Source organism: Nocardia sp. NBC_01503 (assembly GCF_036327755.1).
GTDB lineage: Bacteria > Actinomycetota > Actinomycetes > Mycobacteriales > Mycobacteriaceae > Nocardia.
In genome coordinates, this window is sequence record NZ_CP109596.1 from 1,277,870 (window position 1) to 1,291,098 (window position 13,229).

Genomic DNA, 13,229 nt, shown 5'->3' on the forward strand with positions numbered 1-13,229 from the left:
TTTATTTGCCTGGGTCAGCCCACCCGCGCCGCGTACGAGAGCGGGTCCACGCCGGGCATGCTGGAGCGTCCGGCGGCGATGAGTCGCTGTTCGCGGCGGGTGGCGAGCCGGTACAGCGGATAGCTGGGTCCGGTCAGCGAACCGCGCAGCAGTTTCGGGGCGAGCGGCGGCGAGATATGTGCGGTGCGGACCGCCTGGGCCAGGCCGCGGCAGGCGATCTCCTCGCGCAGGCCCCAGTTCAGGCCGTACATTTCGCGGATGCGCGGCGGGAGGCTGCTCTGCACGAGCAGGTTGAAGCCGCCGAGTGCCTGTTGCACCGGTATGGGCATCGGGTAGGCGATGCGCTGACCCATGAGATAGGAGCCGACGAGTTTGGCTTCCTCGGTCAGGAAGGGTTCATCGGAGGCGAGGTAGCCGTCGAAGTAGTCGCGGAAGCCCGCGTAATCGGCGGGCGCGGCCTCGCGCGGCATGCCGAAGAGTTCACCCCAGCGGCAGTAGTCCTGGTAGAGGCCCTCGCGCTCGCCCGGGGTGAGTTTGCGGACCAGCAGATCATGCATGACCTCGGCGGAGTCGAAGGTGAAGGCCATGGTCATGAACATCAGCTGCGGATCGTGTGCGGAGTAGCGGGTGCCGCGGGGATTGTGCGTGCCCGCGTCCTCGGGGAGTGCGCCCTGGACGGGGGCGTGCCGCTTGGCGGTGAAGGTGCGGGCCCGGTCGGCCTCCTCGCGGGTGCCGAGTGAGACGGCTTCGAAGAGCTTGCCGGTCAAGGCGAGTCGCGTGTACGGCGTGGTCCGATGCTGGGTGTTCTCCGCGGTGCCGACGTAGAGCAGTGGGTGGACGGCCCCGATCACCAGGGCGCGCTGTCCGTAGGTGAGACCCACCGCGCGCTTGCGCATGACGCGTCTGATCATCGAATCGTCGGAGAAGTAACCGGACTGTGCAGGCATCGTTGCCTCCTGGGGGCGGTGTGGCGCGCGCCACGTCATCTGGCAATAGCGTCCCCCAGAATCACAATTCTGGCAAGAGCTACCACCAGAATTGCCGCCGTGTGAGAATCAACCCGTGACCGGGCAACGGACCTATGGCGGAATCTCCGCGGCGGAGCGCCGCGCCCAGCGCCGCACCGCCCTGCTCGACGCCGCCCTCGATATCCTCGGCAGCCAGGGGCTGGACAAACTCACCGTCTCCGCCCTGTGCGCGGGCGCGGGCCTGAACGAGCGCTACTACTACGAGAACTTCGACAGCCGCGATGCCGTACTGTCCGCGCTGTTCGACACCGTCTCCGAAGAGCTGGCCACCGCGGTGATCACCGCCGTCCAGACGGCCCCGGACACGCCCCGGGCCAAGGCGCACGCCGCCATTACCGCGGGTATCGAACTCCTCACCGACGACCCGCGAAAAGCCCACGTGGCCTTGATAGTCAGCTCCGCCACCCCCGAACTGCGCACCCGCACAGTCCATACCACCAGGGCCTTCGCCAATCTCGTCGCCGCGGAGGGAATCGACTTCTACGGCCTCACCGAAGTCGATCCCGATCCCGTAATCAGCTTCCGTGCAACCTATCTGGTGGGCGGCCTGGTCCAAACCCTCACCGCCTGGCGACAGGGCGACCTGCCCCTCACTCGGGCCGAGTTGATCGACCACACCACCGACGTCTTCGTCCTACTCGGCGAAGACCTCGCCGCGCGCCTGCGACCCTAGCCCGAAACGCACAGCGCCCCTGGCGAATTCACCAGGGGCGCGATCAGGCGGAGATCAGTTCTCGGCACCGGTCCTGGGGTCCAGGAGCAGGGTGGGCTGGTTCGCCTTGAAGTCGAACATCGGGTCCAGCGCACCCGCGCGAGCATCGTAGGAGTCGTTGCCGATTCGGCCGGTCTTCCAGTTGTCCTCGATGAATCGCAGGATGGACGACTGGTCGGTCACCGAGTGATCCACGAAATTCGGCTTGGCGTAGGGGGATACGACCAGCAGCGGCAGGCGGGGGCCGTACCCGCACCGACCCTGGAAGGTCGCGGGCTTGGCAGCATCACCGCAGACGCCGGGGCCGTTGAGCGCGTCCTCCGCCGACGCGGAGGACAGGCCCGCGGGGGCCGCCTTGTGGTCGTACCAGCCGTCGGAGTCGTCGTAGGCGATGACTACCGCGGTGTCCTTCCAGTCGGGGAGTTTCTGGAGGTGGTTGATGGTCTCCACCAGGAACTGCTGCTCGTCCAGGGGATCGGAGTAGGCGGCGTGACCGTCCTGGTAGCCGGGGGCCTTCAGATAGCTGACGGCGGGCAGGTGGTCGGCATCGGCGGCGGCCCAGAAGTCGCTCAGATCGTACTGGTGGTTGGCCTGATCGCTCTGGCCGATCTTCTCGACCGAACTCGGCGGCAGATGATGCGGGTTGGCGGTGGAGGCGTAGTACTGGAAGGGCTCGTGATGCGGGATGTAGTCGCCCTTGGTGTCGAAGGCCTTGTCACCGGTTTTGCCGGTTCCGCCCAGTGCCACACCGACATTGTGGGTGGTCCCGCAGATCGCCTTGCCGTCCTTGGTCTCGGTCGGTTTGAAGCCGCCCTGGAAGAAGCCCCAGCTGATGTTCTTCTGGTTCAGCAGGTCACCGATATTGGTGCCGGTGAGTTGCACCTGGTCGCGGCTGGAGCAGTCGTCGCCGAAGGGCTGCGGATCGCCGATGATGGAGCCCTGACCGCCGCCGGCGTTGTCGAGCACCTCGCCCTCGGTGAACGGCTTGCCGTCGGGCATGAATTCCTTTGTGACACCGTGAGTCTGGCCGGAGACCAGGTTGATCGCGCCGGGCGCGGACGGGCCGAAGGTGGTGTTGTAGGAGTTGTCGCTCATGGCGAAGTGCTGCGCGTAATTCCACAGCGCCGTAACGGAATTGCCGTCGTAGTAGTCCATCACCATGCCGGGCGCGCCGAAGGTCGGCGGTTTGCAGGCGGCCACTTCGGTGTGTTCGACGAACTGATCCATCTTGCCGCCGTTGAACGCGGCTTGCTCGTCCTTGTACTCGTGGTCCTGATCGCAGGTGACCTGCTGGGCCGGACCGCCGAGCCGCTGCGGCTGGAACTTGTTCGGGTTCTTGGTCAGCAGATCCGCGGTGAGCCCGTCCACGGACGGCGTGTTCGGCAGCGCGGTGAACTGGGTGCCGTCGGTATTGGCGGCCTTGGGGTAGGTGCCGAAGTAGTGGTCGAAGGAGACGTTCTCCTGGAAGATCACCACCAGATGTTTGATCGGCGTCGCGGTCTCCGCGGCCGAATTGCCGTCCGAGGAGCCGGAACACGCGGTCGCGGTGAGCGCCAGCAGTGCGGTGCAGGCGGCTGCGGCACGTGTCCGCCGGACGATGCGTCGGCGAGCCGAGGCAGACATGGGACCTCCCAGTGTTCGGATCGCGAAGTTCCGCGATCCCGGTAGCGTGACCATGTCAGCGCCTGTCACACATAGGTGTTCGGGGAGATGGCGGGGCGGGGAAACTCCGGTTAACCCCGCCTGTCCATCAGCTGTGAGTTGGCTGCGAACGCAGTGCCACCGCGTCGATTCCGCCCGGCGCGGCATCCTGCAGGATCACCCGCAACGCGATGCCCTTACCCGCCCAGTGCGCGGCGGCATCGATCATGGCCTCCCCGAACCATTCTCGCTCGTCCGGCTGATCCGCCAGCAGCAGCGCCGCATTCCGAACCACCACCACGTATCCCGCGGCGGGACCGACGAAATCATCCAGATCCCGCAGACATTCGTCGAAGGCATCCTTGTTCTGCCCGAAGTAGTACGGGAACTGAAACGCCGCCGCGAACTCATCGAAAACCTCTGCGACCGTACGCATCTTGCGCCCTCGCAACTCACGAGAGAGGTAATCGTCCGGCAATTGCGCCCGCACCCCGGAGAATTCGGCCGCTCCCAAGGGCAGCACCCCCAACACCGGCGGTGCGCCCTTACCCGCTTCCGCGGAAACGGTTGCGACGGAGAGGAACTGCGAGAGCGTCATAGCCTCGGTCATCAGCGCATCCTCGTAAAAGTGTTGTAGTGGTCCCCGGTGTAGTACGCCGACCCGTCACTCCCGGTAATAATCCGCTCGGCGTCCCGCCCCTGCCCAGCCTTCTTGGGATTGACATCCCATTCCTGATAGTTGATCTTCTTCCCACTGGAATCCTTGGCAGGCAGATCCCCACCCCGATTCATCCAGGTATCCCCACCATGCGTCCCAGGCGCATTAGCCGACCCCGGCCACCGCCCCGCATCGATCTCCACCAGCGTCTTATACGCCCGAGCCGGCACCCCGGGAGCCTGCGTAACCTGCTGATCCACCGCCCCGGGCGCGGTAGTACGCGGCCCGGGTTTCGCTGCGGTAGTGGTCTTTCCGACCATGGTCGACGCCACGGTCTGATTTGAGCTTGTGGTGGTGCTACCACCGCGTGACAGCAACACCGCGGCCAGCACCAGCACCAACGCCCCACCCAGAACAAGCCAGGCACGGGTTCTCCTGGAGACGTTCACCGGCCCTGCACCCCATTACTCACCCTGCGCGCAGCGCGGCTATCAGTCATAGCTCACGAATCTACGTCACCCACCCAACGACTGACCGGTAGCTGATCCCTAACTGTTCGGATCAACCCGAGCCGCCGCGCATGATCCACCCGCATACCGCAATTGAGCGGGAGGGATGCTGGCGCGTCCACCACTTCGGGCAGCGGCGACAACCGCGCTCACACATGCCGCGACCAATTCGGGCTGGTCGGTGGCAACGTGATGATCCGCCCAGTCGGCCACCACCAGCAGCGCATCCAACGTCTCGGCCAGCCCCCGCTGCCCGTCCTGCCACCGCCGATCGAGCTGCTCGAGTGTGAGCGGAGCATATTCAGCGGCATCATCGGGAGTCAACCGTGTCCACCGCCCGACCGCGCTCGCCAACACCGCAGCGGGCACCGGCACCCACTCCGCCCCATCCAACTCAGCGATCGATCCCGCGATATCCAACCGCGACGACCCCGAATTATCCTGACCCCCTTCATATGTCGGCCAGCTGCCACCCTTCAGATGTTCGAGCGTCGTGCCATCCACAAGCACCAGCCCCGCCGTACACGCCCCATAGCGCGCGGCATACACCATGGCGATCAGAGCCCCGAGGGAATGACCGACCACCACATGCGGCGATTCGATCCCAAGCTTGTCGAGCACACCACGCAACTCATCGGCCAACGCTCCGAATGTTCGCGGCTGACCAGCCAAATGCGAGGGCAGCGGATCGCTCATACCGATTCCGGGGCGGTCGTAGGTGACAGTGGTCTGGCGGTAAAGCCTGGGCAGCACCTGATCCCACTGATCCTGCGCTGTACCGAGGGCGTTCACGAAAACCACAGGCACCGAGGCGTCTCCATTCGAGACACTCGCGGCCAGCTGATAACCAACATCGACCATCTCGATTCGCCTCACCCCCAACAGATACCATCACGCACCGCCGTCATACCCGCGATCGGTCGTTCGCTTCGTCCCCGTTTCACTGTGCGTAATCAGCCAGGGGTGTAGCCAGAGCCCAGAGGCGCTCTCTGGTCCGCTGACAGTAGGCCACCAACTCGGGGTCAGTACTGACCGCTGCCCCGCCGGGCGAGTGTCCATCCCTATCAGCAAGGCTGAACACAACCACGCGGGCGTCGATCACCCAGAAGTCATCCGGTGGCACCGCCCTGCCTCGTGCCGAGGGAGGTATCGCACATCCTCCCCTGCCTCCACGTTCATCGGGGCGATAGTGAGGGACCACCGCTGATACTCGCTGTGCGGCACCGTCACTACGCGGAGGCGGCTGACGGATACTCCACTGCCGGTGAGGGTTTGGACGAACTGAGACCAGTCCCGGAACCACTCCCGGTAGTCGAACGGTTCATTGTTCAGGAACCGCTGAAACGGTTCATCCTCACCGGGTACGCCGTACCGGTCCCGCACCTCCAGATGGAACGCATCGTGTCGCGCTTCCCGAAGCAGCTCAATCGTGGGACGGAAGTCCACCGAAGTAGTCCCTCTCTGCTCGAGACACCTCGACAGCCGACTCGTACGACTCAATCTTGCACTAATACAACGTCTTCCGGTCGGTCACTAACGAATTGCCGGGTACGAGCCCGAGCGCCAGTCATCTACTCGGCGGCGGATCGCGTCGACCATCGGCAAGGAATCGACTTCGTCCGGATCGAACCAGGCCACTTCGTGAGACTCGTCGGATACGGCGAGTTCTCCGCCGGTCGGCTTACCGAGAAGGCATATAGAGAACTCTTGCCGAACTTCGCCGTCGTCGTAGGCGAAGACATGCCCAGGGTTGGTGTAGGTGCCGACTATCCCGGTGACTTCGATGTCGATCCCGGTCTCTTCCTTGGTCTCACGGATACCGCATCCGGCGAGTGATTCGCCGAGTTCCATTTTTCCGCCCGGTAGTGCCCACATCCCGTTGTCAACTCTGCGTTGCAGCAACACTTGTCCCAGGTCATTGACAACAACCACGGACGCCGCGGGGACCAAGCTGTTTGGTTTGGGTGCGTTCGGATCGTCTTCATAGTCGCGTCTAGGCATCGCGTGGGTTCTCCCAGATGTCCCGGCCTCGGGACCATAGTTCTTCTACGTGCTCGGCAAACCGGTCGAACATGCCGTCGTTCTGCTCACGCCTGACGTGGAACATCGGCGAATCGTGACCGACCCTCCTGGCGAGAATCGGCGTGACGATCATGTCGTTGTCAAACCTGAACACCGAGATATTCACGTGCCCGGTTTCATAGCGGGCTTGTATGTTGTCCAGGCCGCGCAGCTTGTGCAGTTCTCCGACCGTGACAGCTATTCGGGTCGACAGGGTGAGAGGTACGTCCTCCTCCTGCTCTCGTTCGCGTGTGGTCGATGAGTCGGGATCTCCGATGAGGAACCGGATACGGCAACCGCCGACGGCCTTCTTGCTCAGTAGGTTGCCCAGGTTCGCGTGTTCCAACCACAAGAAGTAGTTCGTGTATCCAGCGAACACCAATTCTCGGCGTGCGCCATGAATTAGGCTGCGCCACAACGATGCCGGCGCGGCGGAGCGGTACGGGAACACTTGAACCATTTCGCGGTCAGCCCCTGTCTTGAGGCTCACACGCACGGCTGAAGGCCACAAATCAGCCTCCTCTACTCCGAGTGCTTGCGATGCCGCCCAACGATGTCGGGCGTGCGGCGTCCGGGTGGGGTGAGTGATCCAGCGGTTGACCGTCTTGGCATCGACTTCACATGCTTCCGCAAGGGCTTGATCCGATACGCCCGCTCTGGACATCGCCTGTCGTAGTGCTTCATTCAACGTACGCCGCCTCCATAGCCACTCCGGGACAGTACGAACGTAGCGCTGAAACGTCCCAAACGTCCGGCAAACGCGGTAGGAACGGCCTTCAATCTGATCGACGCTGGTAGTGGCGTCCAGGGCGGGTGCAGTCGTCCCGGTCCCGGACCGCCTCACCAACGACGGACAGAGGCCGACGTGAGCAACAGTCAAAGGCGAGACAAGGCAGTCATTTACGTAAACCGCGGCGTGCTGACGAGCAAAGCCGATCTCGACTGGGCGACGTTCTACGCACGCCAGCGCGCCCAAGAACTAAATCTGAGGGTTGCCGAGATCCTGGTACTCGGCAACTCCGATGCGGCACATATGGAGTCGCTTTACAACGCGGTCCGACGCGTCGATTCCGCGTGCGTGATCACTCCCGATCTTGGGCATGTCGGAGGGAATTCCGATCGCGTCACCGTGTTCGCGGAGCTGCACACCGTTGCCCCCGCGAAGAGGTACCCATGGCGGCTCGGACTGTCATCGACGGAACTTGCCGACGCGTTGAACCCGCCGCAGAGCCGCACCGGGGGATTTCCGCCTCTGCAAGCATCGAAAACTGCAGAGGCACAACGTGATCGGTGATGAGGCGTTCAGAGAATAGGGTTAGCGGTATTGCACCGTGACGGGGGCGTGGTCGGACCAGCGTTCGGCATAGGTTGCTGCCCTTTCGACTACGGCTTGCTTTGCGCGCGTGGCGATTTCGCCTCGGGCGAGCTGGTAGTCTATGCGCCAACCAGCATCATTGTCGAAGGCGCGGCCTCGGTAGGAGTGCCAGCTGTAGGGGCCGGGGACACCCGGATTCAGTTCGCGGACCACGTCGGAGTAGCCGGCGGCGAGCATGGAGGAGATCCAGGCGCGCTCCTGCGGGAGGAAGCCGGAGTTCTTTACGTTGCCCTTCCAGTTTTTGATGTCGAGTTCGGTGTGGCCGATGTTCCAGTCGCCGGAGATGACGAAGTCGCGGTCGATACTCGTCATGCGGGTGCCGATGGCGTCGAGGAAGCGGTACTTCTCGTCTTGCATGGGGGTGTCGGCTTCGCCGGTGTGGACGTAGACCGAGGCTACGGTGAGTTCGTCGAAGTCGGCTTCGATGTAGCGGCCGAGTTCGGCGAATTCGGTTACGGGAGTCCAGGTTTCACCTTCGAAGGCGCCTACGCCGATGCGGACGGCGTCGGGTTCGCGGCGGGAGAGGATGGCTACGCCCGCGCGGCCTTTGATACCCGGTTCGGCATGGGACAGGAACCAGCCCGCATCCAGGGCGGGAGCCAGCACGCTATAGGTTTGCTCGTCGGTCGCTCGGGTCTCCTGGAGGCAGATGATGTCGGCCTCGGTGACCGCTAGCCAGGCGAGCAGGCCCTTGGGGGCCGCGGCGCGTATTCCATTGACGTTTACCGTGCTGAGGATTTTGGGCACCCCTCAAACGTACAATGCCGCTATCCAACCTTCTCCGTGGACATCGAGGTCCAGGAAGGGGTGATGACGATGACGTCAGGCCCTGCCAAGCCCACCGCACCGCTCGCGCCCATGAGCGCGATTCACACCGGCTCGGGTGATCCGCTGCTCCTGCTGCACGGATTCATGATGTCGCCGCACTGCTGGGAGCAGGTGGCGGACCGGATGTCCAGTCATTGCGAGGTGTTCGCTCCGGCCTTCACCGGGCATTGGGGCGGACCCGATCTCGACGGCTGGTACCTCGATGTCAGCGCCCTTGCCGACCGGGTGGAGAACCAGCTCGACGAATTGGGCTGGCGCACCTGTCATATCGCGGGCAATTCGCTCGGCGGCTGGGTCGGCTTCGAACTGGCGCGCCGCGGCCGGGCCCGCACACTCACCGCTATCGCTCCGGCGGGCGGTTGGCAAACCCCGTCGGTCCTGCAGGTTCGGGTGGGTTTGAAGTTCCTGTCGCTGGTGCCCGTGGTGGAGGTCGGCAAACGCCTGCCCGCCGCCATCGCGTTCAGCGCGCCGGTGCGCCAGGCGGTGGCAATGGTGTTGAGCAAGAACGGCGCTGCCGCACCCCGCCGCGCCGTCGAGGCTGCGATCAACTCGGCATTGAACTGCCGGGCCATGCTGCCCATGCTGGCGGGCGCCTTGCGCGCACCGGATATCGAGGATCTCTCGACGCTGAAAACCCCTGTGCGCCTGCTGATGTGCGAGCACGACCGGATCATCCCCTATCGGGCGTACGCCAAGCGGTTCCTGCGGGAGCTGCCTGATTCGGCGGATCGTATCGTCATGCACGATGTGGGTCATGTGCCCATGTTGGAGGCCCCGGATCGGATTGCCACGCTCATCGCCGAGCACGTCTACGCGAGCCGGACGCGGCTGCGTGCGGTCTGAAATCCGTTCAGCCCACCGGAAAAACTCGTAAGGTTGAGGACAGGAGTCCGGACAAAGGGGTCCCTCAGAGAGGGGTGTTTCGAGATGGCCGACGACCTCGGGGTGGATCCGTCGAAACCGAGTATCGCGCGCGTTTACGACTATCTGCTCGGCGGGCAGGACAACTATGCCGTCGATCGGGAGGTCGGCGACTTCTTCCGGAACGACTTACCCGGATCGGTCGCCATCGCCTTCTCGAACCGGCACGCACTGGTGCGAGCGGTGGAGGAGATGACGCGGCTCGGCATCCGGCAGTTCATCGATATGGGCAGCGGCCTGCCGACCGCCGACAATGTGCATCAGGTGGCGCAGCGCTGGATTCCCGATGCCCGGGTGGTCTACATCGACAATGATCCGATCGTGCTGGCGCATGGGCGGGCACTGCTCGCCGATGAGAAGACCACCACGGTGATCCAGGCGGATCTGCACGATCCGCTGGATATTCGCACGCACCCGGAAGTGCTGCGGCTCATCGACTTCGAGCAGCCGATCGGCGTGATCTTCAGTGCCACCCTGCATCACCTCCAGGACGAGGAGAATCCCGCCGAGGTGGTGCGTTTCTGGGCCGAGGAGACCGCACCCGGCAGCGTCTTCTACATCTCGCACTTCCGTTCCGGCGACAATGCCGAGACCAAGGCCGCCGAGGAGATGTTGCAGACCACCTTCGGGCGCGGCCGCTGGCGCACCGACGAGGAGATCCTCGCGCTCTTCGGCGACCTCGAAGTCCTACAGCCGGGTCTGGTCGCGTGCGGATTGTGGCGCACCACAACCGAATCGGGCGCGGTGACCCGAATCGGTGCGAGCGTGCACGAGCTGACGGTGTGGGAGCAGCTCATCGCCTGCGGTATGGCCCACAAGCCGTAGTCGGCCACTACAGGTAGAGCGCCTCGATCTCGGCGGCGTACTTCTCGACGATCGGCTTGCGCTTGAGCGACATCTTCGGGGTCAGCTCATCGCCGCCCGGATCCCACGTCACCGGGAGCACGGTGTACTTCTTGATCTGCTCGACGCGCGCGAGCCGTTCATTGGCGGCCTTGACACCGGCGTCGATGACCTCGAGCACCCCTGGATCGGCGGCCAGCACCGCCGGTGCGGCGTCGGGCAGTCCGTGCTGTTCGGCATAGGCGGTGCAGGCGTCCGGGTCGAGGGTGAACAGTGCGGTGATATAGCTGCGGTTGTCGCCGATGGCGATGACCGCGCCCACCAGCGGGCAGTTGACCCGTACCGCGCCTTCGATATTCGACGGCGACATATTCTTGCCCGCCGCGTTGATGATGAGCTCCTTCTTGCGGTCGACGATGCGGACGTAACCGTCGGGGTCGATGGAGCCGATATCGCCCGAGTGGAACCAGCCATCGGCGTCGAGGGCCTCCGCGGTTCGCTCCGGATCGTTTCGATAGCCGCGCATGATGATCGGGCCGCGCACCAACAGCTCACCATCCGCCGCGACGGTGATCTCGGTCCCGGGTAGCGCGGTGCCGACGGTGCCGATCCGGGGGAAGTCCGGGCGGTTGGTGGTGGCGGCCGCGGATGTCTCGGTCAGTCCCCAGACCTCGCATACCGTAAGGCCCAGTCCCAGAATGAATGCCATGGCGTCCGGCGCGATCGGCGATGCGCCGGTGACCGCGATGCGCACCTGATCCAGTCCCATCTTCGCGCGCAAGGTGCCGAGTACCAGCCGTTCGGCCAACCGATGGCGCAGCCGCAGGGAGCGGGAGATCTTTCGGCTATCCGAGGTGCGCCAGGCCACCTCGGTGCCGACCCCGATCGCCCACCGCACCAACGACCGCTTGACCGGACTCTCCTGCGCCACAATGTTTTCGATGCCCGCCTTGAGCTTGTACCAGATGGCGGGCACGCCGAGGAACAGCGTCGGGCGCACCTTCGGCAGCGTGGCGACCAACTGTTTGGGGTCGGCCACCGTGGTGACCTGCACGCCCTCGATGAGGTTGTTGTAATGGCAGAACGCACGGTTGGCGACATGCGCGTCGGGCAGGTACGAGACCACCCGATCCTCGGGCTGGATCTCGAAAATCCGGTCCATGGCCGAGAATTCGGCCAGCAGGTTGGCGTGGGTCAACTCCACCCCCTTCGGCGGCCCGGTGGTGCCGGAGGTGTAGACGATCGTCAGCAGCGAACTCGGTTCGACCGCGCGCCAGGACGCTTCGAAATCGAATTCCGGTGCTGGGATTTCCGCGACTTCGGACAGGCTGTATCCGCCCTCGACCGGACCGTCGAAACAGATGAACAACTCCACCTGTCCGGACATGTTCGCCGCCCGCAGTTTGTCCAGGAACTGGGTCTCGGTGACGACCACCCGATTCCCCGCATTGGCGAACAGGTGCGAAACCTGTTCCGCGGTAAAGGTGTTGTAGATCGAGAAGGGTGTCGCGCCGGTGTGCAGCACCGCGGTATCGGCCAGATGGAACTCCGGCACATTGGTGAGCATGATTCCCACGGTGTCCCCGGCTCGCACCCCGAGTGCGGCCAGACCGGTAGCGAGTTTGCGCACCTGATCGGCGTACTGCCGCCAGGTGAAGCTCGGCGTACCGTCCGGCCCGCGCAATGCGATCCGCTCGGGATGGCGTGCGGCGGTGGCCTGGAAGGCGGCGCACAGGCTGGTGGGCCGCTCGGTGTTCTGCGTTTCGTTCATTTCGATCACACGGATTTCAATGGTCGGTGCCGCGGGCGCGGTCTTCGTAGGCTTGACGGGCCTCCTGATCGACCTCGTCGAGAAAGACGTGGTCCAAACCGAATCGGCGACCCAGGGCTTCACTCGCCCGGCGCGGCATGAATTTCTGCGAGGCCACCAGCAGACCGGCGATACGCGTCACCGCGACCCGGCGCCGGGGCTCGGCGATGAGCCGGGCGACGGCCTCGGCGATATCCTGCGGTTCCGCGTTCTTCAAGCCCTTGGCACCCTGGGTGCCCGAAATGAGTTCGGTATTGGTGAAGGTGGGCAGCACCGAACAGAACTGCACGCCGGTCTCGTGATACTCGAGCCGCAGCGTATCGGTGAGGGCCAGCACCGCCGCCTTGCTCGCGCAGTAGGTCGCCAGGCCGGGTGTGGTCGCCTCCCCCGCCAATGAGGCGATATTGACGACAATCCCCTTGCCGCGCGCCAGCATTCGCTGCGCGGCCAGTTTGCTGCCGACCGCGACACCGTAGACGTTGATGTCGAGGATGCGGCGGGTGACGTGATCCGGCTCCTGATCGAACGCCCCGGCGGGCATGATCCCGGCATTGTTGACGAGCACGTCGAGCGGGCCCAACCGCCGCTCCACCTCGTCGAGGAAGGCGGCGAAACCGTCCGGATCCGTGACGTCGAGTGTGCCGTACACCTCCAGCCCGAGGTCCGCACCCGCCTGTTTCACCTTGGCCTCGTCCACATCGCCGATGGCGACCTGTGCGCCCAGCTCGCGCAATCGGCGGGCGGTCGCGAACCCGATGCCCCGGGCGCCGCCGGTGATCACCACCACCTTGCCGGAAATTACCGTAGCCAAACTCATTTCGTTCATAACGTCACCGTCACCAC

14 protein-coding genes and 1 pseudogene are annotated in these 13,229 nt (G+C 64.4%); 4 read left to right on the forward strand and 11 right to left on the reverse strand.

Features of this window, described 5'->3' with window-relative positions; genetic code table 11:
* Window positions 1-14: 14 nt before the first annotated feature.
* The gene (locus tag OHB26_RS06025) at window positions 15-947 is read right to left on the reverse strand and encodes an oxygenase MpaB family protein (RefSeq protein ID WP_330183235.1); all 933 of its coding nucleotides are present in this window, start codon (window positions 945-947) and stop codon (window positions 15-17) included.
* A gap of 115 nt (window positions 948-1,062) precedes the next feature.
* On the opposite strand from OHB26_RS06025, the gene OHB26_RS06030 reads away from it, so the two are divergent.
* Complete coding sequence (locus tag OHB26_RS06030) at window positions 1,063-1,701, forward strand: TetR/AcrR family transcriptional regulator (protein ID WP_330183236.1); 639 nt, start codon at window positions 1,063-1,065, stop codon at window positions 1,699-1,701.
* A gap of 54 nt (window positions 1,702-1,755) precedes the next feature.
* Here OHB26_RS06030 and OHB26_RS06035 read toward each other — a convergent pair whose 3' ends face one another.
* From OHB26_RS06035 to OHB26_RS06070, 7 genes and pseudogenes are all read right to left on the reverse strand, one after another.
* Complete coding sequence (locus OHB26_RS06035) at window positions 1,756-3,363, reverse strand: phospholipase C (protein ID WP_330183237.1); 1,608 nt, start codon at window positions 3,361-3,363, stop codon at window positions 1,756-1,758.
* 127 nt (window positions 3,364-3,490) lie between these two features.
* Window positions 3,491-3,991, reverse strand: a complete 501-nt coding sequence (locus OHB26_RS06040) for a barstar family protein (protein ID WP_330183238.1) — start codon at window positions 3,989-3,991, stop codon at window positions 3,491-3,493.
* Window positions 3,991-4,359, reverse strand: coding sequence for a ribonuclease domain-containing protein (locus tag OHB26_RS06045; protein WP_330185518.1), 369 nt, complete (start codon window positions 4,357-4,359; stop codon window positions 3,991-3,993). The genes OHB26_RS06040 and OHB26_RS06045 overlap by 1 nt, the downstream gene beginning before the upstream one ends.
* Before the next feature lie 228 nt (window positions 4,360-4,587).
* The gene (locus tag OHB26_RS06050; RefSeq protein WP_330183239.1) at window positions 4,588-5,409 is read right to left on the reverse strand and encodes an alpha/beta fold hydrolase; all 822 of its coding nucleotides are present in this window, start codon (window positions 5,407-5,409) and stop codon (window positions 4,588-4,590) included.
* A gap of 79 nt (window positions 5,410-5,488) precedes the next feature.
* Window positions 5,489-5,994, reverse strand: a pseudogene (locus tag OHB26_RS06060) (DUF6879 family protein).
* A gap of 87 nt (window positions 5,995-6,081) precedes the next feature.
* Window positions 6,082-6,549, reverse strand: coding sequence for an NUDIX hydrolase (locus OHB26_RS06065; protein WP_330183242.1), 468 nt, complete (start codon window positions 6,547-6,549; stop codon window positions 6,082-6,084).
* Window positions 6,542-7,297: a hypothetical protein gene (locus OHB26_RS06070; protein ID WP_330183243.1), complete on the reverse strand. Its 756-nt coding sequence runs from the start codon at window positions 7,295-7,297 to the stop codon at window positions 6,542-6,544. Before OHB26_RS06070 ends, OHB26_RS06065 begins: the two co-directional genes overlap by 8 nt.
* A 177-nt stretch (window positions 7,298-7,474) precedes the next feature.
* Here OHB26_RS06070 and OHB26_RS06075 point away from each other — a divergent pair, with 177 nt between their 5' ends.
* Window positions 7,475-7,903 carry a hypothetical protein gene (locus tag OHB26_RS06075; protein WP_330183244.1) on the forward strand — a complete coding sequence of 143 codons (429 nt, stop codon included), beginning with the start codon at window positions 7,475-7,477 and terminating at the stop codon, window positions 7,901-7,903.
* A 21-nt stretch (window positions 7,904-7,924) separates the two neighbouring features.
* On the opposite strand, the gene OHB26_RS06080 is transcribed toward OHB26_RS06075, so the two are convergent.
* A complete protein-coding gene (locus tag OHB26_RS06080; RefSeq protein WP_330183245.1) occupies window positions 7,925-8,731 on the reverse strand; it encodes an exodeoxyribonuclease III in 807 nt (268 codons plus the stop codon).
* Window positions 8,732-8,800: 69 nt separating this feature from the next.
* Here OHB26_RS06080 and OHB26_RS06085 point away from each other — a divergent pair, with 69 nt between their 5' ends.
* Both OHB26_RS06085 and OHB26_RS06090 read left to right on the forward strand, forming a co-directional pair.
* The gene (locus OHB26_RS06085; protein WP_330183246.1) at window positions 8,801-9,655 is read left to right on the forward strand and encodes an alpha/beta fold hydrolase; all 855 of its coding nucleotides are present in this window, start codon (window positions 8,801-8,803) and stop codon (window positions 9,653-9,655) included.
* Window positions 9,656-9,739: 84 nt separating this feature from the next.
* Window positions 9,740-10,558 carry an SAM-dependent methyltransferase gene (locus OHB26_RS06090; protein ID WP_330183247.1) on the forward strand — a complete coding sequence of 273 codons (819 nt, stop codon included), beginning with the start codon at window positions 9,740-9,742 and terminating at the stop codon, window positions 10,556-10,558.
* 7 nt (window positions 10,559-10,565) lie between these two features.
* Here the strand turns inward: OHB26_RS06090 and OHB26_RS06095 are convergent, their stop codons facing one another.
* Together OHB26_RS06095 and OHB26_RS06100 are read right to left on the reverse strand one after the other, a co-directional pair.
* Complete coding sequence (locus tag OHB26_RS06095) at window positions 10,566-12,347, reverse strand: AMP-dependent synthetase/ligase (RefSeq protein ID WP_330183248.1); 1,782 nt, start codon at window positions 12,345-12,347, stop codon at window positions 10,566-10,568.
* A 16-nt stretch (window positions 12,348-12,363) separates the two neighbouring features.
* A complete protein-coding gene (locus tag OHB26_RS06100) occupies window positions 12,364-13,203 on the reverse strand; it encodes an SDR family oxidoreductase (protein WP_330185519.1) in 840 nt (279 codons plus the stop codon).
* Window positions 13,204-13,229: the final 26 nt, after the last annotated feature.

Bases quoted from the DNA above. Each gene is read 5' to 3' on its own strand.
- OHB26_RS06025 (WP_330183235.1), bottom strand. From the start codon at position 947: ATGCCTGCACAGTCCGGTTACTTCTCCGACGATTCGATGATCAGACGC.
- OHB26_RS06035 (WP_330183237.1), bottom strand. From the start codon at position 3,363: ATGTCTGCCTCGGCTCGCCGACGCATCGTCCGGCGGACACGTGCCGCA.
- OHB26_RS06040 (WP_330183238.1), bottom strand. From the start codon at position 3,991: ATGACCGAGGCTATGACGCTCTCGCAGTTCCTCTCCGTCGCAACCGTT.
- OHB26_RS06045 (WP_330185518.1), bottom strand. From the start codon at position 4,359: ATGGTCGGAAAGACCACTACCGCAGCGAAACCCGGGCCGCGTACTACC.
- OHB26_RS06050 (WP_330183239.1), bottom strand. From the start codon at position 5,409: ATGGTCGATGTTGGTTATCAGCTGGCCGCGAGTGTCTCGAATGGAGAC.
- OHB26_RS06065 (WP_330183242.1), bottom strand. From the start codon at position 6,549: ATGCCTAGACGCGACTATGAAGACGATCCGAACGCACCCAAACCAAAC.
- OHB26_RS06085 (WP_330183246.1), top strand. From the start codon at position 8,801: ATGACGTCAGGCCCTGCCAAGCCCACCGCACCGCTCGCGCCCATGAGC.
- OHB26_RS06090 (WP_330183247.1), top strand. From the start codon at position 9,740: ATGGCCGACGACCTCGGGGTGGATCCGTCGAAACCGAGTATCGCGCGC.
- OHB26_RS06095 (WP_330183248.1), bottom strand. From the start codon at position 12,347: ATGAACGAAACGCAGAACACCGAGCGGCCCACCAGCCTGTGCGCCGCC.
- OHB26_RS06100 (WP_330185519.1), bottom strand. From the start codon at position 13,203: ATGAGTTTGGCTACGGTAATTTCCGGCAAGGTGGTGGTGATCACCGGC.